This is a genomic window from Qipengyuania sp. (assembly GCF_043423005.1).
Classification (GTDB): domain Bacteria; phylum Pseudomonadota; class Alphaproteobacteria; order Sphingomonadales; family Sphingomonadaceae; genus Qipengyuania.
In genome coordinates, this window is the sequence record NZ_JBHWMI010000059.1 from 17,580 (window position 1) to 42,710 (window position 25,131).

The 25,131-nt window shown below is 67.5% G+C and carries 25 protein-coding genes; 10 read left to right on the plus strand and 15 right to left on the minus strand.

The genetic code is table 11. The annotated features are described in order from the left end of the window. Positions 1–16 precede the first annotated feature (16 nt). Positions 17–1,258, minus strand: a complete 1,242-nt coding sequence (locus ACHFFA_RS09140; RefSeq protein WP_394270543.1) for a polyhydroxyalkanoate depolymerase — start codon at positions 1,256–1,258, stop codon at positions 17–19. A gap of 267 nt (positions 1,259–1,525) precedes the next feature. Between ACHFFA_RS09140 and ACHFFA_RS09145 the strand changes: the two genes are divergently transcribed. From ACHFFA_RS09145 to ACHFFA_RS09165, 5 genes are all read left to right on the plus strand, one after another. Continuing rightward, entirely contained in the window at positions 1,526–3,256 is a 1,731-nt protein-coding gene (locus ACHFFA_RS09145; protein ID WP_394270567.1) for an ABC transporter transmembrane domain-containing protein, read from the plus strand. 151 nt (positions 3,257–3,407) lie between these two features. Next, entirely contained in the window at positions 3,408–5,561 is a 2,154-nt protein-coding gene (locus ACHFFA_RS09150; RefSeq protein WP_394270544.1) for a M13 family metallopeptidase, read from the plus strand. Between the two features lie 96 nt (positions 5,562–5,657). Then, the gene (locus tag ACHFFA_RS09155) at positions 5,658–6,470 is read left to right on the plus strand and encodes an undecaprenyl-diphosphate phosphatase (protein WP_394270545.1); all 813 of its coding nucleotides are present in this window, start codon (positions 5,658–5,660) and stop codon (positions 6,468–6,470) included. 109 nt (positions 6,471–6,579) lie between these two features. Then, complete coding sequence (locus tag ACHFFA_RS09160; RefSeq protein WP_394270546.1) at positions 6,580–6,837, plus strand: hypothetical protein; 258 nt, start codon at positions 6,580–6,582, stop codon at positions 6,835–6,837. A 77-nt stretch (positions 6,838–6,914) separates the two neighbouring features. Then, positions 6,915–7,211, plus strand: coding sequence for a hypothetical protein (locus tag ACHFFA_RS09165; RefSeq protein WP_394270547.1), 297 nt, complete (start codon positions 6,915–6,917; stop codon positions 7,209–7,211). Positions 7,212–7,287: 76 nt separating this feature from the next. Here the strand turns inward: ACHFFA_RS09165 and phhA are convergent, their stop codons facing one another. After that, positions 7,288–8,226: a phenylalanine 4-monooxygenase gene (gene phhA / locus ACHFFA_RS09170; protein WP_394270548.1), complete on the minus strand. Its 939-nt coding sequence runs from the start codon at positions 8,224–8,226 to the stop codon at positions 7,288–7,290. Between the two features lie 49 nt (positions 8,227–8,275). Between phhA and ppk2 the strand changes: the two genes are divergently transcribed. Continuing rightward, positions 8,276–9,043: a polyphosphate kinase 2 gene (ppk2, locus tag ACHFFA_RS09175; RefSeq protein WP_394270549.1), complete on the plus strand. Its 768-nt coding sequence runs from the start codon at positions 8,276–8,278 to the stop codon at positions 9,041–9,043. Here ppk2 and ACHFFA_RS09180 read toward each other — a convergent pair whose 3' ends face one another. From ACHFFA_RS09180 to ACHFFA_RS09205, 6 genes are all read right to left on the minus strand, one after another. Then, positions 9,044–9,907, minus strand: a complete 864-nt coding sequence (locus ACHFFA_RS09180) for a MaoC family dehydratase N-terminal domain-containing protein (RefSeq protein WP_394270550.1) — start codon at positions 9,905–9,907, stop codon at positions 9,044–9,046. It lies immediately after the preceding gene. Further along, positions 9,904–11,136, minus strand: a complete 1,233-nt coding sequence (locus tag ACHFFA_RS09185; protein ID WP_394270551.1) for an acetyl-CoA C-acetyltransferase — start codon at positions 11,134–11,136, stop codon at positions 9,904–9,906. The genes ACHFFA_RS09180 and ACHFFA_RS09185 overlap by 4 nt, the downstream gene beginning before the upstream one ends. A gap of 167 nt (positions 11,137–11,303) precedes the next feature. Further along, a complete protein-coding gene (locus ACHFFA_RS09190; RefSeq protein ID WP_394270552.1) occupies positions 11,304–12,527 on the minus strand; it encodes a CoA transferase in 1,224 nt (407 codons plus the stop codon). Between the two features lies 1 nt (position 12,528). Further along, complete coding sequence (locus ACHFFA_RS09195) at positions 12,529–13,722, minus strand: acyl-CoA dehydrogenase family protein (RefSeq protein ID WP_394270553.1); 1,194 nt, start codon at positions 13,720–13,722, stop codon at positions 12,529–12,531. Continuing rightward, positions 13,719–13,919 carry a hypothetical protein gene (locus tag ACHFFA_RS09200; protein ID WP_394270554.1) on the minus strand — a complete coding sequence of 67 codons (201 nt, stop codon included), beginning with the start codon at positions 13,917–13,919 and terminating at the stop codon, positions 13,719–13,721. Before ACHFFA_RS09200 ends, ACHFFA_RS09195 begins: the two co-directional genes overlap by 4 nt. An 8-nt stretch (positions 13,920–13,927) precedes the next feature. Next, positions 13,928–14,239 (minus strand): hypothetical protein, encoded by a 312-nt coding sequence (locus tag ACHFFA_RS09205; RefSeq protein WP_394270555.1) that lies wholly within the window; start codon positions 14,237–14,239, stop codon positions 13,928–13,930. Between the two features lie 139 nt (positions 14,240–14,378). Here ACHFFA_RS09205 and recQ point away from each other — a divergent pair, with 139 nt between their 5' ends. From recQ to asd, 3 genes are all read left to right on the plus strand, one after another. Then, complete coding sequence (recQ, locus tag ACHFFA_RS09210) at positions 14,379–16,151, plus strand: DNA helicase RecQ (protein WP_394270556.1); 1,773 nt, start codon at positions 14,379–14,381, stop codon at positions 16,149–16,151. 77 nt (positions 16,152–16,228) lie between these two features. After that, on the plus strand, positions 16,229–16,492 hold the full coding sequence (locus ACHFFA_RS09215) for a DksA/TraR family C4-type zinc finger protein (protein WP_394270557.1): 264 nt from the start codon (positions 16,229–16,231) through the stop codon (positions 16,490–16,492). Between the two features lie 29 nt (positions 16,493–16,521). Next, entirely contained in the window at positions 16,522–17,364 is an 843-nt protein-coding gene (gene asd / locus ACHFFA_RS09220) for an archaetidylserine decarboxylase (protein ID WP_394270558.1), read from the plus strand. Positions 17,365–17,374: 10 nt separating this feature from the next. Here asd and ribA read toward each other — a convergent pair whose 3' ends face one another. The 7 genes from ribA to pabB all read right to left on the minus strand — a co-directional run bounded on the left by ribA (position 17,375) and on the right by pabB (position 23,431). Beyond that, positions 17,375–18,388, minus strand: coding sequence for a GTP cyclohydrolase II (ribA, locus tag ACHFFA_RS09225; protein WP_394270559.1), 1,014 nt, complete (start codon positions 18,386–18,388; stop codon positions 17,375–17,377). A 53-nt stretch (positions 18,389–18,441) separates the two neighbouring features. Next, a complete protein-coding gene (xth, locus tag ACHFFA_RS09230) occupies positions 18,442–19,239 on the minus strand; it encodes an exodeoxyribonuclease III (protein ID WP_394270560.1) in 798 nt (265 codons plus the stop codon). Between the two features lie 272 nt (positions 19,240–19,511). Next, positions 19,512–20,168, minus strand: a complete 657-nt coding sequence (locus ACHFFA_RS09235; protein ID WP_394270561.1) for an outer membrane lipoprotein carrier protein LolA — start codon at positions 20,166–20,168, stop codon at positions 19,512–19,514. An 82-nt stretch (positions 20,169–20,250) separates the two neighbouring features. After that, positions 20,251–20,418, minus strand: coding sequence for a 50S ribosomal protein L33 (rpmG, locus tag ACHFFA_RS09240; RefSeq protein ID WP_067682697.1), 168 nt, complete (start codon positions 20,416–20,418; stop codon positions 20,251–20,253). A gap of 151 nt (positions 20,419–20,569) precedes the next feature. Beyond that, positions 20,570–20,974, minus strand: coding sequence for an alternative ribosome rescue aminoacyl-tRNA hydrolase ArfB (arfB, locus tag ACHFFA_RS09245; protein WP_394270562.1), 405 nt, complete (start codon positions 20,972–20,974; stop codon positions 20,570–20,572). Further along, the gene (locus ACHFFA_RS09250; RefSeq protein WP_394270563.1) at positions 20,967–21,626 is read right to left on the minus strand and encodes an RluA family pseudouridine synthase; all 660 of its coding nucleotides are present in this window, start codon (positions 21,624–21,626) and stop codon (positions 20,967–20,969) included. The genes arfB and ACHFFA_RS09250 overlap by 8 nt, the downstream gene beginning before the upstream one ends. Next, a complete protein-coding gene (gene pabB / locus ACHFFA_RS09255) occupies positions 21,623–23,431 on the minus strand; it encodes an aminodeoxychorismate synthase component I (protein WP_394270564.1) in 1,809 nt (602 codons plus the stop codon). The genes ACHFFA_RS09250 and pabB overlap by 4 nt, the downstream gene beginning before the upstream one ends. A 114-nt stretch (positions 23,432–23,545) precedes the next feature. On the opposite strand from pabB, the gene ACHFFA_RS09260 reads away from it, so the two are divergent. Then, complete coding sequence (locus ACHFFA_RS09260) at positions 23,546–25,120, plus strand: helicase HerA-like domain-containing protein (protein ID WP_394270565.1); 1,575 nt, start codon at positions 23,546–23,548, stop codon at positions 25,118–25,120. Positions 25,121–25,131: the final 11 nt, after the last annotated feature.

A 25,131-nucleotide genomic window follows, 5' to 3' on the forward strand; every position in this document is an offset into this window, starting at 1 on the left:
CATCCTGTGACAGGGGTCAGTCCGAGGCAGAGGCGCGGTCGCCGTGGGCGGCGATGAACTCTTCCACCACCGGCGCGATCCGCGCACGCCACTTGCTGCCGTTGAAGATGCCGTAATGGCCGGCTCCTTCGGCCAGATAATAGCGTTTCTTGGAAGCGGCGAGATTGGGGGTCAGCTCCAGCGCCGCGCGCGTCTGGCCGATGCCCGAGATATCGTCGCGTTCGCCCTCGATGGCGAGCAGGGCGGTCCGGGTGATATCGCCCAGATCGATCCGCTTGCCCCGGTGGAGGAACGTGCCGTTGGGGATCGCATGGTTCTGGAAAACTTCCTCGACCGTCTGAAGATAGAACTCCGCCGTCATGTCGCAGACGCTGCGATACTCGTCATAGAAATCCTTCGTCGCCTGCGCGCTTTCATCGTCGCCAAGGGTGAGATGCTTGAACATCTCGTAATGGCTCATCAGGTGGTTGGTGAGGTTCATGCTCATGAACCCGGCCAGCTGCATGAACCCGGGATACACCTTCCGTCCGGCCCCGCGATACTGCATCGGCACGGTCGCGATGACATTGTGACGGAACCACTCGATCGGGCGCTCCATCGCCAGATCGTTGACCGTGGTGGGCGAACAGCGCGTGTCGATCGGTCCGCCCATCATGGTCAGGGTTTTCGGGGCGCAGGGATGATCGTCGCGGTTCATGATCGCGGTTGCGGCGAATACCGGAACCGAAGGCTGGCATACCGCGATGCCATGCGCGCCCGGCCCGATATGTTCGAAATAGCCGATGACGTAGTCGATGTAGTCGTCGAGATCGAAATGCCCCTCGGACAGGGGCACGTTGCGCGCATCCGCCCAGTCGGTCACGAATACGACGTTATGGTGGACCATGCGTTCCACCGTGCCGCGCAGCAAGGTGGCATAGTGGCCGCTCATCGGGGCGACGATCAGCACCCGCGGCGCATCGTCAGGCAAACCCTCGCGGGTGAAGCGCTTGAGATCGCCGAACGGACGGTTGACGACGGTCGCCTCTTCCACTGCGTGCCGTCCGCCTGCGACCAGCACGGTATCGATGTTCCAGGCCGGCTTGCCGCGCGGGGCGGCGGCATGGGCGAAGACCTCCAGCGCCGAAGCCGCGGCGGAACCGAAGCCGAGTGCCCCCATCGGCAGGGCCGAGCGCGACAACACCTCCGCCCCGATCGAGGCCATGGCACTGGCCCCGGCAAGCCAGCTGCGCTGCAATTCGTAAGCGTGATATAGCATCGTCATATCCTGTCAGCGCCGGTGCCCGCGATCGGTGGCGCGCGCCGCAGCGTAAATTGCCGGAACTCAACCTTGTGCAATGCACAAATAGGCAGGATGTGCCGCAAAACCACAAGGCGCCGGTGGATTTCATCCCCCGGTCTGGCTAGGCGATGCGGCATGAGCGAAGGTGAGTCAGAACCGGCCGGCCGGCGCGGTGCAACGCTGTTCGAGCGCATTCGCGGAACCAGCGGCGAGGCGCAGCCGCGTTCGCTCCGGCCGCTCGGCATGATCTGGCGTTCGGCCCGCGCCTATCCCGTGCAGCTGACGCTCGCCGGGATCGCGCTGCTGGTCACCGCGCTGATCACCTCGCTGGCGGTGCCCAGCGCACTCAAGCTGATCATCGATCGCGGCTTCGGCGCGGACGGCGGGGCCGATATCGGGCGCTGGTTCCGCTATCTCCTGCTACTGGTCGCCCTGCTCGGCGGGTTCACCGCGCTGCGGTTCTATTTCGTCAGCTGGCTGGGCGAGCGGGTGGTTGCCGACATCCGCCGCCAGGTGCATGCCAACCTCCTGCGCCTGTCGCCCTCGTTCTTCGAGGAGAACAGTCCGCGGGAGATCTCCAGCCGGATGACCGCGGATACCGCGATCATCGAGACCGTCGTCGGCACCACCCTGTCGGTGGCGCTGCGCAACATCATCATGGCGATCTTCGCCACGGCCTATCTCTTCTGGCTCGCCCCCCAGCTGGCGCAATATCTGGTGATCGGCATTCCGCTGGTGATCCTGCCGATCGCCCTGTTCGGATCGCGGCTGCGCGCGATCAGCCGGACCAGTCAGGACCGGGTGGCCGATGTCGGCGCGATGGTGACCGAAGTTCTCTCGGGCATGAAGATCGTCCAGGCATTCAACCAGGAACGGCGCGAGGGCGAGCGGTTCTCTGCCGCGGTGGAGCGGACCTTCGATACCGCCCGCCAGCGCATCCTCATCCGCGCGATCATGACCGCGCTCGTCATCACGCTGATCTTCGGGGCGATCGTCGTACTGCTGTGGCGGGGCGCGAACCTCGTCCAGCAGGGCGAGATCACCGGCGGCACGATCGGTGCCTTCGTCTTTGCCGGAGTGATCGCGGCAGGAGCCTTCGGCGCGCTGACCGAGGTGCTGGGCGATCTGCTCCGCGGGGCGGGCGCCGCCAGCCGCCTGTCCGAACTGCTCGACGAACAGCCCGCAATCGCGCCCCCGGCCCGGCCGCTGGCCCTGCCAAGCCCGCCGCGTGGAGGGCTGGCGTTCCGCAATGTCACCTTCCGCTATCCCAACCGGCTCGACCAGCCAGCGCTGGAGGATTTCAACCTCGAGGTCGAACCGGGCGAGACGGTCGCCATCGTCGGCCCTTCGGGAGCCGGCAAGTCGACCATCTTCCAGCTGGCCGAACGATTCTACGATCCGCAGGCAGGCTCGGTCCGCATCGATGGGGTGCCCCTCGCCAGCGTCGATCCGGCGGCGATCCGCGAACGCATCGCCTTCGTGCCGCAGGACGGGGTGCTGTTCTCGGCCAGCGCGCGGGATAATCTGCGCTATGGCCGCTGGGACGCCAGCGAGGACGAAATCTGGGCCGCTGCCCGTGCCGCCAATGCCGCGGAGTTTCTCGAGCGCCTGCCAGACGGGCTCGACACCTATCTCGGCGAAAGCGGAACGCGGCTGTCAGGCGGCCAGCAACAGCGACTCGCCATTGCCCGGGCGGTGCTGCGCGATGCGCCGATCCTCCTGCTCGACGAGGCGACCAGCGCGCTCGATGCCGAAAGCGAGCGGCTGGTGCAGGACGCGCTCGACCGGCTGATGGAGCATCGCACCACGCTGGTCATCGCGCATCGGCTGGCGACCATCCGTGCGGCCGACCGCATCATCGTGATGGCCGACGGCCGCATCGTCGAACAGGGCACCCATGCCAGCCTGAGCGGCGGCGACGGCCTTTATGCACGGCTTGCCGCCCTGCAATTCGGGCGCGAGAGCGCTGCCTGACGGCCTCCTCGCCCTCCCCTCGACGTTGCCCTGGAAATCGACCAACCCCAAGTTCCGCCGACGAAGCGCGACACTTTCGCACCGGTTCTGCTAGGGGCAGGCGGTTACGGCACCCTTCAGCCCTGCCGGGCCGGTGCCCCGTCCAAGGAGAATGGGCTTGACCAAGACGATGCTCGCCGCCGGCGCTTCGACGCTGGCACTTCTTTTCGCTGTTCCCGCCGCCGCCCAGACGGCGCCGACTGCCCCCGCCGCAACCGAGGCGACCCCCGCCACGCCGACCATGGAATTCGGCGAATGGGGGTTCGATCCTTCCTCTCTTTCGACGACGATCGACCCGGGCGACGATTTCTTCGCCTATGCCAACAAAACCTGGCTCGATGCGAACCCCCTGCCGCCGGAATTCGCCCGCTTCGGCGCGTTCAATATCCTGCGCGAGAAATCGACCGCCGACGTCAAGGCGGTGATCGACGAGCTGCTGGCCAAGGATCGCGCGGCGCTGACCGATGACGAACGCCGGATCGTGGATGCCTATGGCGCCTTCCTCGATACCGACCGGATCGAGGCGGCGGGTCTTGCCCCGGCGACGCCCTATCTCGCCGCGATCCGCGATGCCGACACGCTGGCCGAACTGGCGGCGCTGTGGGGCAAGCCTGGCTATTCCTCGCCGATCTACAGCTATGTCGAGGTCGATGCGAAGGAGCCGACCCGCTACACCGCCCATGCCGGTTCCGGTGGCCTCGGCCTGCCCGACCGCGACTATTATCTCGACGAGAGCGAGAAAGGCCGCGAGATCCAGGCCAAGTATCGCGAATATCTCGCCTTCCTCCTGGGCGAGGCAGGCTATGCCGACCCGCAGGCGCTGGCCGGCAAGGTCTATGCCTTCGAGGATACCATCGCCCGCAAGGTCGCATGGGACCGCGCGACGCGCCGCAACGACGATCTGACCTATAACGCGCTGACCCCGGCGGAATTGCAGCGGCTGGCGGGTGGCTTCCCGCTTGCAACGATGCTGTCGTCGGCCGGTTATCCCGCGCTTGACCGGGTGATCGTCGGCGATCTTCCCCCCTCGCCGCAACGCGCCGCAGAGCTTGGCCTCGATGCCGAAACCCTGTCCAAGATCGGCGGCGGGCTCCCGGCATTGATGGCCTTGGTGCAGGACACTCCGATCGAGGTGCTGCAGGCGTGGACCGCGAAGGGGTTCTTGAGCAGCAATGCCGCTGCCCTTCCCCGCCGCTTCGACGAGGCGAACTTCGCGCTTTACGGCACGCTGCTGAACGGCACTCCCGAACAGCGCCCGCGGTGGAAGCGCGCCACCGACGAGACCGAAGGACTGCTCGGCGAACTGCTCGGCAAGTCCTATGTCGAGCGTTACTTCCCGCCCGCCAACAAGGCCGCGATGAGCGAACTCGTCGGCAATCTGCGCAAGGCGCTTGCCGCATCGCTCGACGATAACGAATGGATGGGCGAGGCGACCAAGCAGCAGGCGCTTGCCAAGCTCGACAGCTTCGATCCCAAGATCGGCTACCGCGACAATCTCGAGACTTACCCGGGGCTCGTCGTCGCTGCCGGCCAGCCGCTGGCCAATCGCATGGCGGCGAACGAATGGGCCTGGCGCGACAATCTCGCCAAGCTCGGCCAGCCGATCGACCGGACCGAGTGGTACATGCTGCCGCAGACCGTCAACGCCTATTACAACCCGACCAAGAACGAGATCGTCTTCCCCGCCGCCATCCTCCAGCAGCCGTTCTTCGGAGCGAGTGCCGATCCGGCGGTCAATTACGGCGCGATCGGCGGCGTCATCGGCCACGAAATGGGCCACGGCTTCGACGACCAGGGGTCGAAGTCGGATGCCACCGGAATGCTGCGCAACTGGTGGACGGACAGCGATCGCAAGGCGTTCGACGAACTCGGCAATCAGCTGGTGGCGCAATACAACGCCTATTGCCCGCTCGATGACGGCAAGACCTGCGTCAACGGACGACTGACGCTTGGCGAGAACATCGGCGATCTCGGCGGGCTGAGCCTCGCCTACCGCGCCTACAAGCTGTCGCTTGATGGCAAGGAGGACAAGGTGATCGAAGGGCTGACCGGCGATCAGCGGTTCTTCCTCGCCTGGGCCCAGGTGTGGCGCGCGCAGCAGCGCGAGGCGGCGGCCCGGCAACGGCTGACCACCGATCCCCACAGCCCCGAGGAGTTCCGGGTCAACGGCGTCGTGCGCAATATGGATGCCTGGTACAAGGCGTTCGACGTCAAGCCGGGCGATGACCTCTACCTGCCGCCGGAACAGCGCATCACCATCTGGTAGGGACCTCTGTTTCGTCCGGTCGCGATCGGACGCATGATCGAACAGGGCGGGACAGGTCGCTTGACTTGTCCCGCCCTTTCTTCATGGACCCGCTCCATGCCAGACTGGATCACCGCCATCATCCTCGGGATTGTCGAGGGCCTGACCGAGTTCATCCCCGTATCGTCGACCGGGCATCTCATCCTCGCAACGGAACTGATCGGGGCCGAGCCTGCCGAATGGGCGATGTTCAACGTCGTCATCCAGCTCGGGGCGATACTGGCGGTCGTCTATCAATACTGGGGGACGTTCTGGAGCGCCTTTCTCGGTGTGCTTCGGCGCGAACGCGAGGGGTTGATGTTCGCGCGCAACATCCTGCTTGCTTTCCTGCCCAGCGCCGCGCTCGGCTTCGCCTTGCATGAACAATTCGAGATGCTGCTTGGCAGCCCTTCGGTGGTGCCGTGGGCGCTGATAGTGGGCGGTATCGCCATCATCCTGATCGAACGCGCCGTTCATCCCACGGATGAAAGCGGCGTCGCCGATCTACCGCTCAAGAAAGTGCTCAGCGTAGGGTTTGCCCAATGCCTGGCGCTGGTCCCCGGGGTCAGCCGGTCGGGTGCGACGATCATGGGCGCCCTGGCGATGGGGGTGAACCGCAAGACCGCGGCCGAATTTTCGTTCTTCCTCGCCGTGCCGACGATGATCGGGGCAAGCTTCCTCGAACTGACGACAAACTGGGACACGATGGCCTCGGGCACGTCGCGGGTCGGCTGGGACGAGATCGCGATCGGGTTTCTCGTCAGCTTCGTCGTCGCACTGATCGTGATCCGGGCGTTCGTCGCCTATGTGAGCAAGGCCGGTTTTTCGCCTTTCGGCTGGTATCGCATCATCATCGGGTCCGCCGCGCTGGCTTGGCTGAGTTTCGGGTAACGGGTCATAGTTGCGTCGACGCCACACACGGGATGGCGCGAAGATATAGCCGGAACCCCCGCCCCTCTGTGCAGTTTCAAACCAACATTCATCAGCTTGAAGGCCAATCGTGGGACTATCTCTTCTAATTCTTACCGGCGCACTGCTCGGTTGGCTGGCGACGATCGTATTGCAGATCGAGGATGGGCGGGAGATCGGCCGCTATATCGTCTTCGGGCTTGTCGGTGCGGTAATCGCTGGGTTCGCGACCGCTGAGGGGTTGATCCTCGGATCGGTCACCGCCCTCACCCTTTTGGCCGGCGTTGTCGGGGCGATCGTCACCATCGCTGCCGGTCACCTCGCGTTTCGCCGGAATACGGCGGACTGAATTGAGGCGAAATTAGGGCTTACATATGGCCCGACGTCCTGCTAATCACGCCCACCTCTTACAGAGAAGGAAGAGTTATGAAGTTCAACAAGACCATGCTCGTCATTTCGGCCGCCGCGCTCAGCCTCGGTGTCGCCGCATGTGACGGCCCGAACGAAAACGCCATGGAAGACGCCGGCGAGCAGAACGCCGAAGCCGTGAACGACATGGCTGACCAGATGGAAGCTGAAGGCCAGATCACCAGCGACCAGGAAGACGCCATGGTCGACCAGGCCGAAGATCAGGCCGACAACATGGAAGAAATGGGCGAAGCGATGGACGAAGGCGATGCCGCCGTCGCTCCCGTCACGGCGACGACCCCCGCCGCCCAGTAAGCCTTATCCGCTTGCGAATCGAAACGGCCCCGGAGCGATCCGGGGCCGTTTTGCGTGTTGGGGGATGCGCGAGGCGTCAGAGAGGCGCCGCCCCGCTCCCCCGCCCGCCGCGCAAGGTATACTCGAGTGTCCCGCGATTGAGGACGTTATCGACGTCAATCACCGCCGTATTGGCGTAAGTGAACCCCGGCCCAAGGCTGCGATAAAGCCGATCAAAATCGCGTTCCACCGTCTGGCGATAGAGGTCCTCGAAGCTGTCGATCACGAAATAGGTCGGTTGCAGATCGCTGATGACGTAATCTGTGCGCATCACGCGGTCGACGTTGAGCATGATCCGGTTGGGGCTCTGCGCCTCGATGGCATAGACCACCTCGGTCGGCCCGGAGAGGATGCCCGCTCCATAGGCGCGCAACCCGGCCTCCTCCATCAGCAAGCCGAATTCCACGGTGTACCAATACAGCGAGCCCAGTGCCTTCAACCGGTTGTAGCGCATCGCTTTCCACCCGGCCTTGCCATATTCCTGCATGTAATCGGCATAAACCGGATCGGTGAGCATCGGCACGTGGCCGAACACGTCGTGAAAGACGTCAGGCTCCTGGATATAGTCGAACGTCTCTCGCGTACGGATGAAATTGCCTGCCGGGAAGCGGCGATTGGCAAGGTGCCAGAAGAACACGTGATCGGGGATCAGCATCGGCACGGGGACCACGCTCCACCCGGTAAGCCGGTCCAGTTCCTCGCTCATCTGGCGAAACTCCGGCACCCCGCCGCGTCCCAGATCGAGCTTGTCCAGCCCGGCAAGGAATGCGCTCGCCGCGCGGCCCGGCAAGACGTCCATCTGGCGGGCGAACAGATCGTCCCAGATCGCATCGTCCTCGGTGCTGTAGGCGGTCTGTTCGGGTTCGAGCCAGTCGTCCCCGACATGCGCCGGTTTTCTGAGCGGGGCGGTGAACACCTCGTCCGCCATCGTCGGCAGGCGCGTAAAATCCGTTTGCGGTTCTGCAAGAGTAGCCATGCTAGCGATCTATACCCAAAGGCGGGACAGCACAAACGGGAGAGCGGCGATGAAGCGCAAGGAGTACGAGGCGGCGCTGGAGCCCCTTCAGAACGAACTTGTCGGCATGGCCCGCTGGGGCAGCGCCACGGGTGCCCGGATCGCGATCCTGTTCGAGGGCCGCGATGCCGCGGGCAAGGGCGGCGTGATCCGCGAAATCGCGGATTCGCTGAGCCCGCGCCAGTGCCGGACCGTTGCCCTCGGGACCCCGTCCGAGACGGAACGCGGGCAATGGTATTTCCAGCGCTACGTCGCCCATCTGCCCACCGCCGGCGAGATCGTGCTGTTCGATCGCAGCTGGTACAACCGCGCCGGGGTAGAGCAGGTGATGGGCTTTGCCACCGATGCCGAGGTACAGGCATTCCTCGCGCAGGCCCCGGTGTTCGAAAAGCTGCTGACCGACGACGGCATCCTGCTGTTCAAGTACTGGCTCGCCGTCGACCAGGCCGAACAGGAAGCCCGCTTTCAGGAGCGGCTCGACGATCCGCTCAAGCGGTGGAAGCTTTCACCGGTCGATCTTGCCGCGCGCGAGCGGTACGAGGACTACACGGCCGCCAGAGAGCAGTTGCTGGCCGCGACCCATACCGACTGGGCGCCGTGGCGGATCGTCGAATTCAACGACCAGAAGCTCGGCCGGCTCACCCTCATCCGCGACCTGCTCGACCGGCTACCCGATACGGCGGTGCCGCTGGAGGATATCGCCCTGCCCCCGCTCAGCCATCGTCCGCTGCTGGAACGCTATGGCGCGGCGACCCCCTTGGCGCCGTACCGTATCTAGTCAGCCGGGCGCCAGGCGGGCGCTGGCCTCTGTCACCTGCCGCCCGTCGGCGGCGAAGGCGGCGAGCGCCAGCCCGCTGTCGTCATGCCGGGCAACCAGGTGCAGCGGCTCGTCCGCAATCGCCGGGCTCAGCCCGCGAAAGGCGAAGTGGCGGAGTCGGTTCTCCCCCACCGTCCGGGCGGCGAGTTGCAGCAGCAGGCTTGCCGTCAATGGCCCATGGACCACGATCCCGCGATAACGCTCCACCTTTGTGGCATAGGGCGCATCGTAATGGATGCGATGCGTGTTGAAGGTGAGCGCGGAGTAACGGAACAGCAGCCGCGGATCGGGGACGATCGTGCGGTGGACGTCGTAGGCATCGGGCGCAAAGGTGCCGGCGGTCGCCGGGGCCGGCGGCTGGAGCGGGGCATCGGGCGCGGCCGCCTCGCGGTAAACCAGCGTCTGCACCTCACGCACCGCCAGTGCCCCGTCGCCCTGCGTCTCGTGCTCGACCTCGACAAACACCATCGCTCCGCTGCGGCCGGACTTCTCCTCGACGCTGAGGATGCGCGAGCGGCGCGCGATACGCTGGCGGATGGCGAGGGGGGCGTGGAACGCGATGCTGCTGCTCGCCCACATCCGCCGCGGCAGGGGGACTGGGGGCAGGAAGCTTTGCGGGCTGTCATCGCGCAGCGGGTGGCCGTCTTCCCCCAGCGCGCCTGTCGGCGCATCGGGCGTGCAGAGGCAGAAGTGAATGCCCTGCGGCATGACGCCGTCCTCGGGCAGCGCCAGATCGAACGCAGCGCACCAGCGCCGCGCGAGGCTCTCGCCCAGCACGTCCTCCGCCAGCGCCTCTCGCCCGATCCAGGGCTGCCACTCGCTCATGCCGCGCGCTCGAACACCGCGGCCATGCCCTGCCCGCCGCCGATGCACATGGTTTCAAGACCATAGCGCGCGCCGCGCCGGTGCATCTCGTGCGCCATGTCGGCAAGGATGCGCACGCCGGTCGCGCCGATGGGATGGCCGAGGCTGATGCCCGAGCCATTGACGTTGACGATCTCGCGGCGGCTGTCGTCCGCGGCAAAGCCCCAGCCCTTGAGCACCGCCAGCGCCTGCGGGGCGAAGGCCTCGTTGAGCTCGACGAGGCCGATATCGTCCCAGCCAAGTCCGTTGCGGGCGAACAGGCGCTCCACCGCGGGCACCGGGCCGATGCCCATGCGCGAGGGTTCGCAGCCCGCCGCGCTCCACGAATGGAACCACAGCAGCGGTTCGAGGCCGAGTTCGCTCACCTTGTCCTCGGCCACCACCAGACAGGCGGCGGCGGCATCGTTCTGCTGGCTGGCGTTGCCGGCGGTAACGATCGCCTCGGGATCGCGTTTGAGGTCGATCGGGCGCAGCGCGGCGAGGCTTTCCATGCTGGCATCGGGGCGAAAGCCCTCGTCCCGGGCGAACACCCGCGGCTCGCCCTTCCTCTGCGGCACCTCGACGGGGACGAGCTGCGCGTCGAACCGCCCCTCGTCCCACGCCTGCGCGGCGTTGCGATGGCTCTTCACGGCAAAGGCATCGGCGTCCTCGCGCGTAATGGCGTAATCCTTGGCGAGGTTCTCGGCCGTCTCGATCATGCCGGTGATCACGCCGAAGCGGTCGATCGGCTGGCTCATCAGCCGCCCGCGCGTCAGCCGGTCCCACAGCGCCATGTCGCCGAGCCGCGCCCCGCCCCGCGCCGCAGTGGTGTAATGCTCGACATTGCTCATGCTCTCGACCCCGCCGGCGAGCACGCAATCGGCGGCGCCGGTCTGCACCATCATCGCGGCGTTGACGATGGCCTGAAGCCCCGAACCACAGCGCCGGTCGAGCTGGTAGCCCGGCACTTCGACCGGATAGCCCGCGGCGAGCCAGCTCCAGCGGCCGATGGCAGGTGCCTCGCCATTGCCGTAGCCCTGGCTGAAGACGACATCGTCGACCCGCAGCGGATCGATCCCGCTGCGCTCCATGACCGCGCGGATGACGATGGCGGCCAGCCGTCCCGCCTCGAGCGGGGCGAGGCTGCCCTGGAAAGTGCCCACAGGGGTGCGCAGCGGCTGGCAGATGGCAACGCGGCGAAGTTGGGTCATGAGGGGGCCTTTCGGTGGTTCGCGGAGGGACGTGTCACACTTGTCACACAGTCCTGATCAAGAAAAGCGGGCTGCGCCGCCAGCGGTTTTCTAGCGACGCAACACAGAGGGCTTCGGGATGACGTCATGGCGCAAAACCTGCATGACACGAGCCGTGTAGGACAGCGCTAGTCGCGGTCCGAAAGGCGGGCGACGCCGCGCTGGACCAGATCGCCGATCGCCGCCTGCGTCAGCCCGAGCCGTTCGGCCAGCACCTCTTCGGTATGCTCGCCCAGATAGGGCGCCGGTCGGGGATCGCCGGCCGTGCGGCCGGGGATATTGGCGAAGCTGCGCGCGGCGGGATAGGCAAAGCCGCTGGGGTTGGCGGGCGAGGGGCCGAACAGGGGATTGTTCGTGACCAGCTGTGGATCGCGGGCAGCCTCGTACATCGTGCGATACCGCTCGAACGTGCGGCCTTCCGCGGCGAGCCGGGCAGACAGGTCATGCCACGCGAGGGTGCCGGCCCGCCCCTGGAACAGGGCGAACAGCCCGTGGCGATGATCGAACCGCGGAAGGTCACCATCGAGACGCACGCCCAGTTCTGCCTCCAGGGCGGCGATGTCGTCCGCAAGCGCAAAGGCCGCGACCAGGCCGGACCACTGCTTTTCGGTGAGCGCGGCGACCATGAAGCGCACGCCGTCACGGCTGACGAAATCGCGTCCGAACGCGCCCCAGACCGAATTGCCCAGCCGTTCGCGGTCCGCCCCGCGATAGAGCATTTCCGCCATCGAGCCGCTGTTGGCGACCGTGCCCATCGCAACATCGCCCAGCGGCACGCGCACCTCGCTGCCTTCGCCCGTCAGGTCGCGGTGGCGGATCGCGGCGAGGAGCGCAAAGGCGCAGTAGGCGCCGGTGAGGAAGTCCCAGGCCGGCAGCGCCTGGTTGACCGGCGGGGCGGTTGCCGGATCCCATTCCTCCGGCCCGCACATCAGCGGATAGCCGCTGGCCGCGTTGACGGTGAAATCCATCGCCTGGCGCCCGTCGTGCCAGCCCATGATGCGCACGCTGACAAGGTCGGGCCGCCGCTCGGCCACCGCCGCATGGCCGAGGAAACTGCGTTCCGGCAGGTTGGTGATGAGGTTTCCGGCGCGTGCGGCCAGCTCGACCAGCAGCTCGCGCCCCTCGTCCGACCGCAGGTCGATCGCAACGGATTTCTTCGCCCGGTTGAGGTTCTCCCACGCAAGGCTGCGCCCTTCGGCAGTCAGCAGCGAGCGATCGTAATCGAGCCCGCCTGTCTTGTGATCGACGCGGATGACCTCCGCCCCCATCTGCGCGCAGTAGAGCCCGGCGGTGGGCGAGGCGACGAAGCTCGACGCCTCGATGATCGAAAGCCCGTGGAGGAGTTGGTACACCTCAACCCTGCGCGGCGAATTCGCGCAGCATATGCTTGGCGATCTGCAATTGCAGGATCTGCGTCGTGCCTTCGTAGATGCGATAGATGCGCGCATCGCGGAAGAAGCGTTCGGCATCGTATTCAGCCAGATAGCCCGCCCCGCCGTAGATCTGCACCACCCGGTCGACCACCCGGCCGCACATCTCGCTGGCGAAGACCTTGAAGGCCGCCGCCTGGCGGATAGTGTTCTCGCCCCGGTCGGCGCGCGCGGTCACATCGGCCATCATGCATTCGGCGGCGTAGATCTCGGTCTCGCTTTCGGCGAGCATCTGCTGGATCAGCTGGAAATTGGCGATCGGTTCGCCGAACGCCTTGCGCTCGGTCGCATAGCGCAGCGCGGAATCGAGTGCGCGGCGGGCATATCCGGTGCTGGCCGCCCCCACCGAGATGCGCCCGTTGTCGAGGCTCATCATGGCGAAGCGGAAGCCCTGCCCGGTTTCCCCGCCAAGCAGCGCATCGCCCGGCACGTGGACATCGTCGAGCATGATGTCGGCGATGTGACTGCCGGCCTGGCCCATCTTCTTGTCCGGCGTGCCCACCGTGACGCCCGGCGTGTTCATCGGCACGATGAAGGCCGAGACATGGGCATTGCGCGGCAGCGCCTCCTTTTCGGTCCGCGCCATGATCAGCGCGACTTCGGCATGGGGGGCGTTGGTGATGTAGCGCTTGGACCCGTTGAGCACCCAGCCGTTGCCATCGGGATCGGGGCGCGCGGTGGTCTGCATGGCGGCGCTGTCGCTGCCCGAACCCGGCTCGGTCAGACCGAAACAGGCGATCTCGCCCGCCGCGATCCGGGGCCACCATTCGGCCTGCTGGGCCGGCGTGCCGCCGTTCTTGAGCGCGGAATTGAACATCCCGATATTGATCGAGAAGATCGAGCGGAAAGCCGGCGCAGCATAGGACATCGCCTTCACCACCCGCGCGTATTGCGTGAGGTTGAGCCCCGCCCCGCCGAACTCTTCGGGGACCGACAGGCCAAACAGACCCATCTCCTTCATCTCCGCGACGATCTCGTCGGGGATGCGGTCGTTGGCGATGACGTCCTTTTCCGCCGGGATCAGCCGTTCGCGGACAAACCGTTCGAGCTGTTCGTGGAACTGTTCGAAGGTTTCGGGATCCATGCCCGGGTTGGCGGTGGCTGGCGGATTGCTCATGGCGTCTCTCCCGATCTCGTCTGCGCTGGCGCTGCGCCGCGCCCTCGGGGCGCAAGCATGGCCTCGGCATCCTTCAATGCCTGCTCTTCCGCCACGGTGGCGGGAGGAAGCGGGGCGTTATCCGCTGCGCCGTCGCAGGCGGACAGCAGGGCGGCACCGGCGAGCAGGGGCAGGCGTGCCCATGCAGCCGGTGCCATGCCCGTCATCAGTTCTGCGGCTCGCCATCCTCGGCCATCGCATCGAGCGCGGCCTCGGCGGTGGCGGCGGCATCGTCGCCCGCCTGCTGGATCTGTTCCTCCTCGGTCTGCTCGGCCGGGCCGGTGTCGGCTCCGGCGGCGGGAGCCGGCGCGGTGTTCGCCATCGGATCGGCGACCGGTGCTTCGTCCACGGGAGCCAGCGCCTCGTCGGCGGTCATCTCGACGGTATCGACCTCGGCCCCGGTCGAGGCATCCTCGGTGCCACCGCACGCGGCAAGGGCAAGGGTGCCAAGAACAAGAGTGGCAAGACGCAACTTCATCGAAAATCTCCTTGGGAACACGCGGCGCGAAGGGGCGCCGAAACTGCCGGGCGTCTTAATATGGCGCGCGGCCACAGGCCAAGGGGAAAAACGCGCAGATGGCTTGCGCGGCACGGGCCGAGCCGCGACATGGCCGCCCATGCCGACGCTCGACCATGCCCGCGAAACCCTGCGCCAGACCTTCGGGTTCGACGACTTTCGCGGGCGGCAGGGCGAGGTGGTGGCGCGGGTGCTGGCGGGGCGATCCACCCTGGCGGTCATGCCGACGGGCGCGGGCAAGTCGCTCACCTACCAGCTGCCCGCAGTCATGCTGCCCGGCACCTGCGTGGTCATCAGCCCGCTCATCGCCCTGATGCACGACCAGTTGCGCAGCGCCCGGGCCAACGGCATCCGCGCCGCCGCCCTGACCAGCGCCGACGAGGACTGGCGCGAAACGCAGGAGGCCTTCCGCGCACGCGCGCTCGATCTCCTCTATGTCGCGCCCGAACGGGCCAGCCAGCCGGGCTTCCGCAGCCTGCTCGGCGCCGCGCCGCTGGCCCTCTTCGCGGTGGACGAGGCGCATTGCGTATCGGAATGGGGGCATGATTTCCGCCCCGACTATCGCCAGCTGCGCCCGTTGATGGACGCCTTTCCGGACGTACCCCGCCTGGCGCTGACCGCCACCGCCGATAGCCAGACCCGGGCCGACGTGATGGCGCAGCTTGGCATTCCGGAAGATGGCCTGATCCTTGCCGGATTCGACCGGCCCAATATCCGCTATGCCGTGCAGCAGCGCGAGGGCGGGATGCGTCAGCTTGCCGCGCTGCTAGGGGACGAACCGGGCGCGGGGATCATCTACGCCCCCACCCGCCGCAAGGTCGAGGAACTGGCCGCGGCGCTGGACGCCGCGTCGGCGCGCGAAGTCCGCCCCTATCACGCCGGTCTGCCGCCGGAAGTACGCGCCGCCAACCAGGCCGCCTTCGTCGCCAGCGAGGACATGGTGATCGTCGCCACGGTCGCCTTCGGCATGGGAATCGACAAGCCCGACGTCCGCTTCGTCGCCCATGTCGGACTGCCGAAATCGGTCGAGGGCTATTATCAGGAAACCGGCCGCGCCGGGCGCGATGGCGATCCGGCCCGCGCCGAACTGTTCTGGAGCGCGGGCGATTTCACCACCGCCCGCGCCCGCCTGTCCGAAACGCCCGAAGCCCGCCGCGCGGCCGAGCGCCAGCGGCTCGATGCCCTCGCCGCTCTGATCGAGACCGCCGAATGCCGCCGAGCGGTGCTGCTGCGGCATTTTGGCGAGGACCCGCCGCCGGCCTGCAGCAATTGCGACAACTGCCTCGACCCGCCCAAGGTGACGGACGCGACCGAGCTGGCGCAAAAGCTGCTCTCGGCTGTCTATCGCACCGGGCAGAGCTTCGGCATGGGGCATCTCGCCAAGGTGCTGACCGGGCAGAGCGACGAGCGCACCCGCGACAAGGGGCACGAAGCGCTCTCGGTATTCGGCATCGTCGGGGGCGAGGACGCGCGCTTGCTGCAACCCCTCGCCCGGGCGCTGCAGGCGCGGGGCGAACTGGTGGCGACGGCGCATGGCGGCTTGGCGCTGGGCAACGGCGCGCGCGAAATCCTCAAAGGCGAGCGCGGGGTCCGCATCGTGGTGCCTCCGCCGCGCAGCCGGTCTGCCCGGCGCGCCCCGTCCGAAGCCAATCCCGTTGGCGATCCGCTGTTCGAGGCCTTGCGCGCCCTGCGCCGCGATCTGGCGAAGGAGGCCGGCCTCCCGCCCTATGTGATCTTCCACGATTCGACCTTGCGCCAGATGGCCGCCGCGCGCCCCGCGACCCTCACTCAGCTCGGCCGCGTCGAAGGCGTGGGGGCCAAGAAGCTTGCCGCCTATGGCGATGCCTTTCTGGGGATCATCCGCCAGTATTGAGCCACCGCCGCCCCGGCAAGAACGGCCAGCGGAACGCCTGCGCCCTGCGCGCCGTTGTATGGCGGAAGGAGCGGAACATGGCAGGCGGTTGGACCCGCGATGGCGCGGTGCAGGATCAGATCGACGATACGGTGAGCGATGCCGTCACCGCCGCCCGCGCGCGGATGCCACAGGGCGAGAGCGCAGAGTTCTGCGACGAATGCGGCGAACCGGTGCCGGAAAAACGCCGCGCGGCCCTGCCGGGGGTGCGCACCTGCGTGCAATGCCAGGCCGAAAGAGACCGCGCGGTGCGCCATTCGGCGATCAACCGCAGGGGCAGCAAGGATAGCCAGTTGCGCTGAACCGCGCAGCCGTCCATCGCCTGCACACCATGGCTTCCCCCTTCATCTGGCTGCAGCACGCCCTGCCCCACCATCCGCTGTCCCGCAGCGTCGGCAAGCTTGCTGCCAGCGAGACCCCGTGGCTGCGCGATCTGCTGATCCGCCGCTTCATCGCCGCCTACGACGTCGACATGACCGAGGCGGCGCGCTCGCCCGGGCAGTTCCGCAGCTTCAACGATTTCTTTACCCGCGAACTCAAGCCCGGCACCCGGCCGCTGGCCGATGCGGAGCGCCACGTCCTCAGCCCGGCCGACGGCGCGGTAAGCCAGATCGGCCGGATCGAGGGCGGCCGCATCCTCCAGGCCAAGGGGCGCGAGTTCACCGCCGCACAGCTTCTTGGGGGGGACGAAGCGGCGGCCCGGCGGTTCGACGGCGGCAGCTTTGCAACCATCTATCTCTCGCCGCGCGATTATCACCGGGTCCACATGCCGGCGACCGGCGAGCTCCTCAGCACCACCTATCTGCCGGGCGACCTGTTCTCGGTAAACGGCGTCACGGCCGAGAATGTCGAAGGGCTGTTCGCCCGCAACGAGCGGCTCGTCAGCCTGTTCACCGGATCGCATGGCCAGTTCGCCAGCGTAATGGTCGGCGCGATGATCGTCGCCGGGATCGAGACGGTGTTCGGTGGCCCGGTCGAAACCCACGCGCCGGAAAGAGTGCACGACCGCTTCGCACGCGGAGAGCACGTGCTGGAAGCCGGCGCGGAAATGGGTCGCTTCGTGCTCGGCTCGACCGTGGTGTTGCTGTTCGAGCCGGGCCGGGCCCGCTGGCGCCGCGGGCTTGCGCCAGGCGACAGTGTGCGCATGGGCGAGGCGATCGGCGACTGGATCTAGACGGCGCGTCCTACGGCAGCAGATGTCCCGCCCGGTCACGCTTGGTGGCGAGATAGCGGACGTTGTGCGGATTGTCGGGCAGGGCGTGCGGCACCCGCTTGGCGACCGTCACCCCGCTTCCCTCCATCGCCGCGACCTTGGCGGGATTGTTGGTCATCAGTCGGACCGCGCGAACCCCGAGCAGTGCCAGCATCCGCGCCGCCACCGGGAAATCGCGCGCCTCGTCCGGCAGACCGAGCCGGGTGTTGGCATCGACGGTGTCGAACCCCTGGTCCTGCAGGCGATAGGCGCGCAGCTTGTTGATGAGGCCGATGCCCCGGCCCTCCTGCCGCAGATACAGCAGCACGCCCCAGCCTCCCCCGGTCGCCTCGTCCGCCATTGCGGCCAGGGCGGCATCCAGTTGCGGCCCGCAATCGCATTTGAGGCTGCCGAGAACGTCGCCGGTGAGGCATTCGGAATGCAGCCGCACCAGCGGCGGGCGCCCGCTCTGCTGCGAACCGATGATCAGCGCCACATGTTCGCGCGTATCGTCGGGGCTGCGGAAGGCGACGATCTGCGCGGTATCGGCAGCCGATACCGGCAGCCGCGCGCGGCTGGCGATGGCGAGCCGGGCAGGATCGAGGAACGCGGCAAGATCGCCCGCCTCGAGGCTGACGGGCTCGCCCGCCCCTTGCGGCGATACCAGAAAGGCCGGGAGGATGCCCGCGATCCGGGCCAGCTCCAGCGCGGCCGCCGCCTCGCCGCGCCAGTCGCAGGGCCGGGCCTCGAACGGACCCTTGAACGGGTGCGAGAGATCGAGCGCGGGATCGGTTACTGCCAATGCGGCCGGCAAGTCGAAAGGCTCCGCCCCGGCGATGACGACCGGCTGCCCCGGCTCGGCCGCGGCCCGCTGGTTAACAAGCTTCAAGGTTACGGCGCGGCTGGAGGAGATCAGCATCAGCTCCGCGCCGATCGAGCCGAAGCCCGTTTCCACCGGCTGCAACAGCGGTGCCCCGCCGATCGCCAGCGGCCAGCCGTGACGCAAGGCGTCGACCGCCTGTGCGGCCCGGCGCGCGGGAGACGGCGGCGCCCTCCGGCTCAGAGATCGAACTCCGTGATCAGGGGCACGTGATCGGATGGCTGCTCCCATGCGCGAGCATCCTCGATGACGTGGTGGGCGCGGGTCTGCCGGGCAAGCTCGGGGCTGGCCCACATATGATCGAGCCGCCGCCCGCGATCGTGCTGGCGCCAGTCCTTCGCGCGGTAACTCCACCAGCTGTAGTACCGCGCCGGCGCGGCGACATGCTGGCGGCCGAGATCCGCCCAGCCATGCGCATCCATGAACCGCTTGAGGCTGTCGACTTCGACGGGAGTGTGGCTGACGACCTTGAGCAGCTGCCTGTGGTTCCAGACGTCGCTTTCGAGAGGCGCGATGTTGAAATCGCCGACGATCAGGCTCGGCCTGTCGACCCGTTCGGCCCACCGCGTCATCCGTTGAAGGAAATCGAGCTTCTGGCCGAACTTTGCGTTCTGTTCCCGGTCGGGAATATCGCCGCCGGCGGGTACGTAGACGTTCTCGACCACCATGCCCTGATACCGCGGATCGATCAGTTCGACGCCGACGTGGCGGGCCTCGCCATTGTCCTGCCAGTCATGGCGCGAAAAGTCGCGAAACGGTATCCGTCCCACCGTGGCGACCCCGTGATAGCCCTTCTGGCCGTGGATCGCGAAATGCTCGTAACCGAGCGCGCGAAAGGCCTCGTAGGGGAACTGGTGTTCCTGGCATTTGATCTCCTGCAGGCACAGGATGTCGGGCGCCTGCTCGCGCACGAAGCGCTCGACCAGGGGCATGCGCAGGCGCACGGAATTGATGTTCCAGGTGGCGATGGAAACCATGCGCGGCAGATAGAAGCGTGCCCGCGCCCGGTCCACCCCTGCGCGGGCCGCGGATACGTAAAACCCCCGAGCCGGGGGCATTGGCTCGGGGGTTCCACTTAGCGTTCGTCACGCCTGTACGAGGCGACCTGATGGTTGGGGGTCAACAGGGGGGAAACCCGCCTCCCGTCGTCTCGTCCAACCGGTATTAGGCCCGCCGTGCTTGCCAGGAAATGAATGCTTTTCTTCGTAGAACGCGCAGGGGCAACGCTTGGTCGCCGCGACGTTGCGGATCAGCGCCGAGCGGCGCGGCGCGGGTCACGGAAGGTGAACGCGCTATCCGCCACCTCGACCCCATAGCGATGATTGCGCAGCCGTACGGTGGTGCGGTGATTCTGCGAATCGAGCGCGACCCAGTGGGTCAGCTCGAGCCCGCCGGGCGCACCGGTCTTGCGCGTGAAGATCAACGTGATGACGCCATATTCCGGGTGGGTGGTATCTCGCACCTGCACGCTGACGACATCCGGGTGATCGGTGTTCACGAGCCGGCCGTATTTCTTCACGTCGCGACTGGGATCGAGCAGCGCGCCGAGCGGGGAGTTCTGGATCGGCCAGCGCTGGACCTGATTGACCTCGTAATCGACCAGATACATCGACTTGCCGTTGGAGACGACCAGCATCGGCACGCCCTTGGCATATTCGAAGCGGATGCGGCCGGGGCGCTTCAAGGTCATCACGCCGGATACGGTCTGCCCGTTGCGGTCGGTCTGGGTGAAGTCGGCCTTCATGGTCGAAATGCCGCGCAGGGCGGCAACCGCCCTGTCGAGATCGCCCGCCGCCGCCTCGACCGGCGCGGGCGCGGCCACGAAGCTGGCGGGAATGGCGAACCCGATGGCGATCGCGGAAACGGCCGCGGCCGTACGCTTGCTCAAGAATGACACGTTTTTCATGCTCCCCCGATTATGGTCGGAGCATTGAACCGCCGGTGAACCCGACCCGTTCCCGCGACGTCGTCACGCGGGACGGTGGCGATTACTTGATCTTGGCTTCCTTGAACTCGACGTGCTTGCGCGCGACCGGGTCATACTTGCGGAAGGTCATCTTTTCCGTGATGTTGCGCGGGTTCTTCTTCGTCACGTAATAGAAGCCCGTATCGGCGGTCGAGACGAGCTTGATCTTGACGGTTGCGGGCTTCGCCATGACGTATTCCTGATCGCTGCGGGCATTGCCCCGCCACGGGGTGCAGATGCCGAAAAAACAAAGGCGGCGCGCCCGGCATCGCCAGGCCACCGCCGTTCCGGCGCGGCCTTTGGGCGATTCACCGGCCAAAGTCAAGCAAGCGGCGCCAGGCTTACCAGTCGATCTTGCCCCGCCCGGCCTTCACCGCGCCGCGTTCCTTCTTGGCCTTCAGCCGCTTGACCTTCCCCAGCCGGTTGAGCCGGCTCTTGGCCCGCCGCGCCGGCGGGGTCAGCGCCTCGTCGAGCAGCGCGGCGAGGCGCGCCCGTGCCGCCTGGCGGTTCATGTCCTGCGTGCGGTGTTCGCTCGCCAGGATCAGGATCTCGCCCGCCTTGGTCAGCCGGCTGCCTGCCAGTTCGCGCAGCCGCGCAAAGGCTTCGGGCGACAGGCCGAGGGCGAAGACATCGACCCGCAACTGCACCGCGGTCGCGACCTTGTTGACATTCTGCCCGCCGGGCCCGGACGCGGTAACGAACTTTTCCTCGGCCAGCTCGATCGCGCGCTGGGCGATCCTACCCATCGACAAAGCCGAGCGCGGCGAAATCGGCCGGCAGCAGGGCATGGGCGACGATCGGCGGCTTCCCGTCGCGCTCCACCGTCAGGCCGGCGGCATGCAGCATCGTGCGCGCCGCCCCCGTACCCTCGCCATAGACGGGGTCGCCCAGCAGGGGGACGCCCAGCCCGGCCAGCGCGTGAATGCGGATCTGGTGCGTCCGTCCGGTCTCGGGCCGGAACTCGATCAGCGCCCGTCCGCCGACTTCCCCGACGACCCGCCAGTGGGTGACCGACGGCTTGCCGCTGCGCGCCGCGATCATCCGCCAGCCTTTCGCCGCGCTGCTGACCTTGGCGAGGGCAAGCTCGATCGTCCCTTCCTGCGTCGCGGGCACACCGGCGAGGATGCCGAGATACCGCTTGCCGACCCGCCGCGCCTCGAACGCCTGCCCGAACCGCCGCGCCGCCTTGGGATTGCGGGCCAGCAGCAGGCAGCCGCTGGTATCGGTATCGAGCCGGTGGACCGGCAGCGGATCGCGCTGGAACCCCAGCCGCAGGCGCGGCAGATGGTCCTCGAGCGAATGGCCGCCGCGGCGCGGCCGGTCGACCGGCAGGCCTGCGGGCTTGTCGATCACCAGCGCCTCGCCGTCCTCGAAGACGATGGGAATGTCGCCCGTCATGTCATCAACCTTGCCGGGCACAGCCCGCGTACGGCGTTGCCGATCAGGAAGCCGCCCGCCAGATCGTCCAGCCTCAGCGGCTCTTCGCGCGCCCGGCCCTCGTCGATCAGCGACTGGCGCAGGATACCGGGGAGCAGACCCAGTGCGGCGGGCGGGGTCATGAGCGTGTCCCCGCGCGTCACGAACACATTGGACACGCACCCCTCGGTCACCAGTCCATCCTCGCGCACGAACAGCGCCTCTACCGCACCGCAAGCGCGTGCTGCCTGCTGCCCTTCCTCGTAAAAGCCGCGATCGGTGGTCTTGTGGCGCAACCTCCAGTCGCCCGGATCAACCGGCAGCGGCAGGGCGATGCAGGGAACCGGCTCGGGCCATCCCTCCGCCAGGTCCTGCACATCGAAGGCGATCGCGCCCGAGCGGGCGAGCAGCAGCCTCACCCGGCTCGGCCGCTCGATCATGAAGCACAGCGCATGCAACTGGTTGCGGGTCTGGTGACGATCGAAGGCAAAGCCGAGGTCGTGGGCGCTGCGTCCGATCCGCGCCAGATGTCGCTCGAGCAGCGGGATGCCCCCCGCCGGAGAAAACCGCATCGTTTCGATAAGGTCGAATTGCGCCGCCCGCAGAACCGGTGAGCTGGCCGTGACGAACGCGCCCTTGAGCAGGGCCTCGCGCCGTTCGGCACCCGCATCGCTATCCGCCACGATCGCGCCGCCGACGCCAAGCACGGCCTTGCCGCGGGCATTTTCCATCTCGGTCAGGCGGAGGGTACGAATGGCGACGTTGAACGCCGCATCGCCATCCGGCCCGATGCGGCCGATGGCGCCGCAATAGGGGCCGCGCGGATCGCGCTCGACCTTGGCGATCAATTCCATCGCCCTGATCTTGGGCGCGCCGGTTATCGACCCGCAGGGAAACAGCGCGCGCACCAGATCGAGCGGGCCCCGCCCCTCGGCCAGGTGCGCGCGAATGCCGGTCACCATCTGATGGACGGTGGGGTAGCTTTCGACGGCGAACGGCTGGTCGACGGTGACGCTCCCCGCCGTGGCCACACGGGCAAGATCGTTGCGCATCAGGTCGACGATCATGAGGTTCTCTGCCCGATCCTTGACCGAGGCGGCGAGTTCCTCGGCCCGTGCGGCGTCCTCGACCGGGTCGGCGCTGCGCGGGCGGGTGCCTTTCATCGGCTTGGCCCGCGCGCGACCGTCCTGCGCGGCCACGAACAGTTCGGGCGAGAGGCTTATGAGCCAGTGCGACCCGTCGAACACCACCCCGCCATAGCCCGCCCTGCCCGCCGGCCGGAGCGCCGCATAGAGGCCGAGCGGGTCGCCGGAGAACGCCCCGGCGAGCGCGATGGTGAGGTTCGCCTGATAGATATCGCCGGCGCGGATCGCCTGCTGCAGGCGGGCGAAGGCCGCATCATAGCCGGCTGGCGACACCTGCGGCTCGAGCGGGCCGACGCTGCCGGGGCCGCCGGCGCGTGCATCCAGCCAGGCCGGCATGTCGGCGGCGGCGATACGCTCCTCGCTGGCGAACAGGCCCAGCCAGACCAGCGGCCCCGCCCCGCCACTGCGCGCAGGAGCAAGCGGGGCGAGCCGGGGTTCGAGCGCCAGCCCCGCCTCATAGGCGATGTAGCCGACCAGCGTTCCGCCATCGTGCCGCGCCGCATCGGCCGCGGCGAGCGCCTGTTCGACCTCGTCCGGGTGGCGGGCAATGAAGATCGCCTGGGGATTTTCGTACAGCAAGGCGTCCGCCGCGCCGCTTTCGCGGGCGTCGTCGAGCAGGACGAAGGGTTGCCGGCGGGCCATTGCCACAGCCTTTAACGCCTTGCCCCCGGCTGTCGAGCCATTGCTTGACCGCATGCCCGGCGCTGGCCAATGCGGCGGGATCATGCCGCGCGGGCTGACGGAGGACGGACGGAAATGGGGGCGATACTGATCGGCAAGACGAAAGGCGGCGCGGCGCAGAGCCTGCTGCTGGCGCAGGCCAATCGGCACGGGCTGATCGCGGGGGCGACAGGCACCGGCAAGACCGTCACCCTGCAGACGCTGGCCGAGGATTTCTCGGCCGCGGGCGTCCCGGTGTTCCTGGCCGACGTCAAGGGCGACCTTGCCGGCATCGCGATGGCGGGCAGCGCGCAGGCGCCCAATGCCGACAAGCTGGAGGGGCGCGCCCGCGAACTCGGAATTGCCGATTATGCCTATCGCGACAATCCGGCCGTCTACTGGGATCTGTTCGGCGAACAGGGCCTGCCCATCCGCACCACCATCAGCGAAATGGGTCCGCTGCTGCTCGCCCGTCTGCTCGACCTCAACGAGACGCAGGAAGGCGTGCTGGCCATCGTCTTCCGCCATGCGGACGACAATGGACTGCTGCTGCTCGATCTGACCGACCTGCAGGCGATGCTTGCCTGGGCCTATGACAATGCCGCCGAGCTGTCCGGCACGTACGGCAATGTCTCCAGGGCCAGCGTCGGGGCGATCCAGCGCCAGCTGCTGACGCTCGAAAGCCAGGGCGGGGCGATGTTCTTTGGCGAACCGGCGCTGGAGATCGACGACTTCCTCAGCGCCGACGAGAACGGCCGCGGAATGATCAACATCCTTGCCGCCGACAAGCTGATGCGCAGCCCCAAGCTGTATGCGACGTTCCTCCTGTGGCTGCTGTCCGAACTGTTCGAGAGCCTGCCCGAAGTAGGCGACCCTGAGAAACCGAAGCTCGTCTTCTTCTTCGACGAGGCGCACCTCCTGTTCGACGACGCGCCTGATGCCTTGCTGGACAAGGTCGAGCAGGTCGTGCGCCTGATCCGGTCGAAGGGCGTCGGCGTCTATTTCGTCACCCAGAACCCGATCGACATTCCCGAAAAGATCGCCGGCCAGCTGGGCAACCGGGTGCAGCACGCGCTGCGTGCCTTCACCCCGCGCGACAAGCGGGCGATCAAGGCAGCGGCGGAAACTTTTCGCATCAACCCCGAGCTCGATGTCGAGCGGGCGATCACCGAGCTGAAGGTCGGCGAGGCACTGGTCTCGACCCTTGACGCGGACGGGGCGCCGACGCCGGTGCAGCGCACGCTGATCAAGCCGCCCCGCTCGCGCCTCGGCCCGGTCACGGCGCGCGAACGGGCGATCGTCAATTCGGCAGGCGACCTCACGGGCAAGTACGATGAGCCGGTGGACCGCGAAAGCGCCGCCGAGGTGCTCGCCGCCAAGGCCGTGGATGCCGCCGCCACCGCCGAGGAGGTGGCCGAGGCGGGACGCGCGAACGTCGCCCGCCGCGCGCGCAAGTCGCCATCGCTGTGGGAGAAGGCCGGGAAAGCCGCGATGGGGGCGGCGGCCGGCAGCGCCGCGGCGGTGGTTGCCGCCAAGGTCACCGGTCGGCGCAGCAGCGCCAGTCCGGACAAGACCGCGGCCAGTGCCGCCGCCGGCACCATTGCCACCGGCCTTGGCGGGGCGCTGGCCGGGCGCTTCTTGCGCAACCTTATCGGCGGGCTGATGCGATAGCGGCCGAGACA

What these genes read in the sequence shown, in the direction of transcription:
- ACHFFA_RS09140 (WP_394270543.1), bottom strand. Translation starts at nt 1,258, where the DNA reads ATGCTATATCACGCTTACGAATTGCAGCGCAGCTGGCTTGCCGGGGCC.
- ACHFFA_RS09145 (WP_394270567.1), top strand. Translation starts at nt 1,526, where the DNA reads ATGATCTGGCGTTCGGCCCGCGCCTATCCCGTGCAGCTGACGCTCGCC.
- ACHFFA_RS09150 (WP_394270544.1), top strand. Translation starts at nt 3,408, where the DNA reads ATGGGCTTGACCAAGACGATGCTCGCCGCCGGCGCTTCGACGCTGGCA.
- ACHFFA_RS09155 (WP_394270545.1), top strand. Translation starts at nt 5,658, where the DNA reads ATGCCAGACTGGATCACCGCCATCATCCTCGGGATTGTCGAGGGCCTG.
- ACHFFA_RS09165 (WP_394270547.1), top strand. Translation starts at nt 6,915, where the DNA reads ATGAAGTTCAACAAGACCATGCTCGTCATTTCGGCCGCCGCGCTCAGC.
- phhA (WP_394270548.1), bottom strand. Translation starts at nt 8,226, where the DNA reads ATGGCTACTCTTGCAGAACCGCAAACGGATTTTACGCGCCTGCCGACG.
- ppk2 (WP_394270549.1), top strand. Translation starts at nt 8,276, where the DNA reads ATGAAGCGCAAGGAGTACGAGGCGGCGCTGGAGCCCCTTCAGAACGAA.
- ACHFFA_RS09180 (WP_394270550.1), bottom strand. Translation starts at nt 9,907, where the DNA reads ATGAGCGAGTGGCAGCCCTGGATCGGGCGAGAGGCGCTGGCGGAGGAC.
- ACHFFA_RS09185 (WP_394270551.1), bottom strand. Translation starts at nt 11,136, where the DNA reads ATGACCCAACTTCGCCGCGTTGCCATCTGCCAGCCGCTGCGCACCCCT.
- ACHFFA_RS09195 (WP_394270553.1), bottom strand. Translation starts at nt 13,722, where the DNA reads ATGAGCAATCCGCCAGCCACCGCCAACCCGGGCATGGATCCCGAAACC.
- ACHFFA_RS09200 (WP_394270554.1), bottom strand. Translation starts at nt 13,919, where the DNA reads ATGGCACCGGCTGCATGGGCACGCCTGCCCCTGCTCGCCGGTGCCGCC.
- ACHFFA_RS09205 (WP_394270555.1), bottom strand. Translation starts at nt 14,239, where the DNA reads ATGAAGTTGCGTCTTGCCACTCTTGTTCTTGGCACCCTTGCCCTTGCC.
- recQ (WP_394270556.1), top strand. Translation starts at nt 14,379, where the DNA reads ATGCCGACGCTCGACCATGCCCGCGAAACCCTGCGCCAGACCTTCGGG.
- ACHFFA_RS09215 (WP_394270557.1), top strand. Translation starts at nt 16,229, where the DNA reads ATGGCAGGCGGTTGGACCCGCGATGGCGCGGTGCAGGATCAGATCGAC.
- asd (WP_394270558.1), top strand. Translation starts at nt 16,522, where the DNA reads ATGGCTTCCCCCTTCATCTGGCTGCAGCACGCCCTGCCCCACCATCCG.
- xth (WP_394270560.1), bottom strand. Translation starts at nt 19,239, where the DNA reads ATGGTTTCCATCGCCACCTGGAACATCAATTCCGTGCGCCTGCGCATG.
- ACHFFA_RS09235 (WP_394270561.1), bottom strand. Translation starts at nt 20,168, where the DNA reads ATGAAAAACGTGTCATTCTTGAGCAAGCGTACGGCCGCGGCCGTTTCC.
- rpmG (WP_067682697.1), bottom strand. Translation starts at nt 20,418, where the DNA reads ATGGCGAAGCCCGCAACCGTCAAGATCAAGCTCGTCTCGACCGCCGAT.
- arfB (WP_394270562.1), bottom strand. Translation starts at nt 20,974, where the DNA reads ATGGGTAGGATCGCCCAGCGCGCGATCGAGCTGGCCGAGGAAAAGTTC.
- ACHFFA_RS09250 (WP_394270563.1), bottom strand. Translation starts at nt 21,626, where the DNA reads ATGACGGGCGACATTCCCATCGTCTTCGAGGACGGCGAGGCGCTGGTG.
- pabB (WP_394270564.1), bottom strand. Translation starts at nt 23,431, where the DNA reads ATGGCCCGCCGGCAACCCTTCGTCCTGCTCGACGACGCCCGCGAAAGC.
- ACHFFA_RS09260 (WP_394270565.1), top strand. Translation starts at nt 23,546, where the DNA reads ATGGGGGCGATACTGATCGGCAAGACGAAAGGCGGCGCGGCGCAGAGC.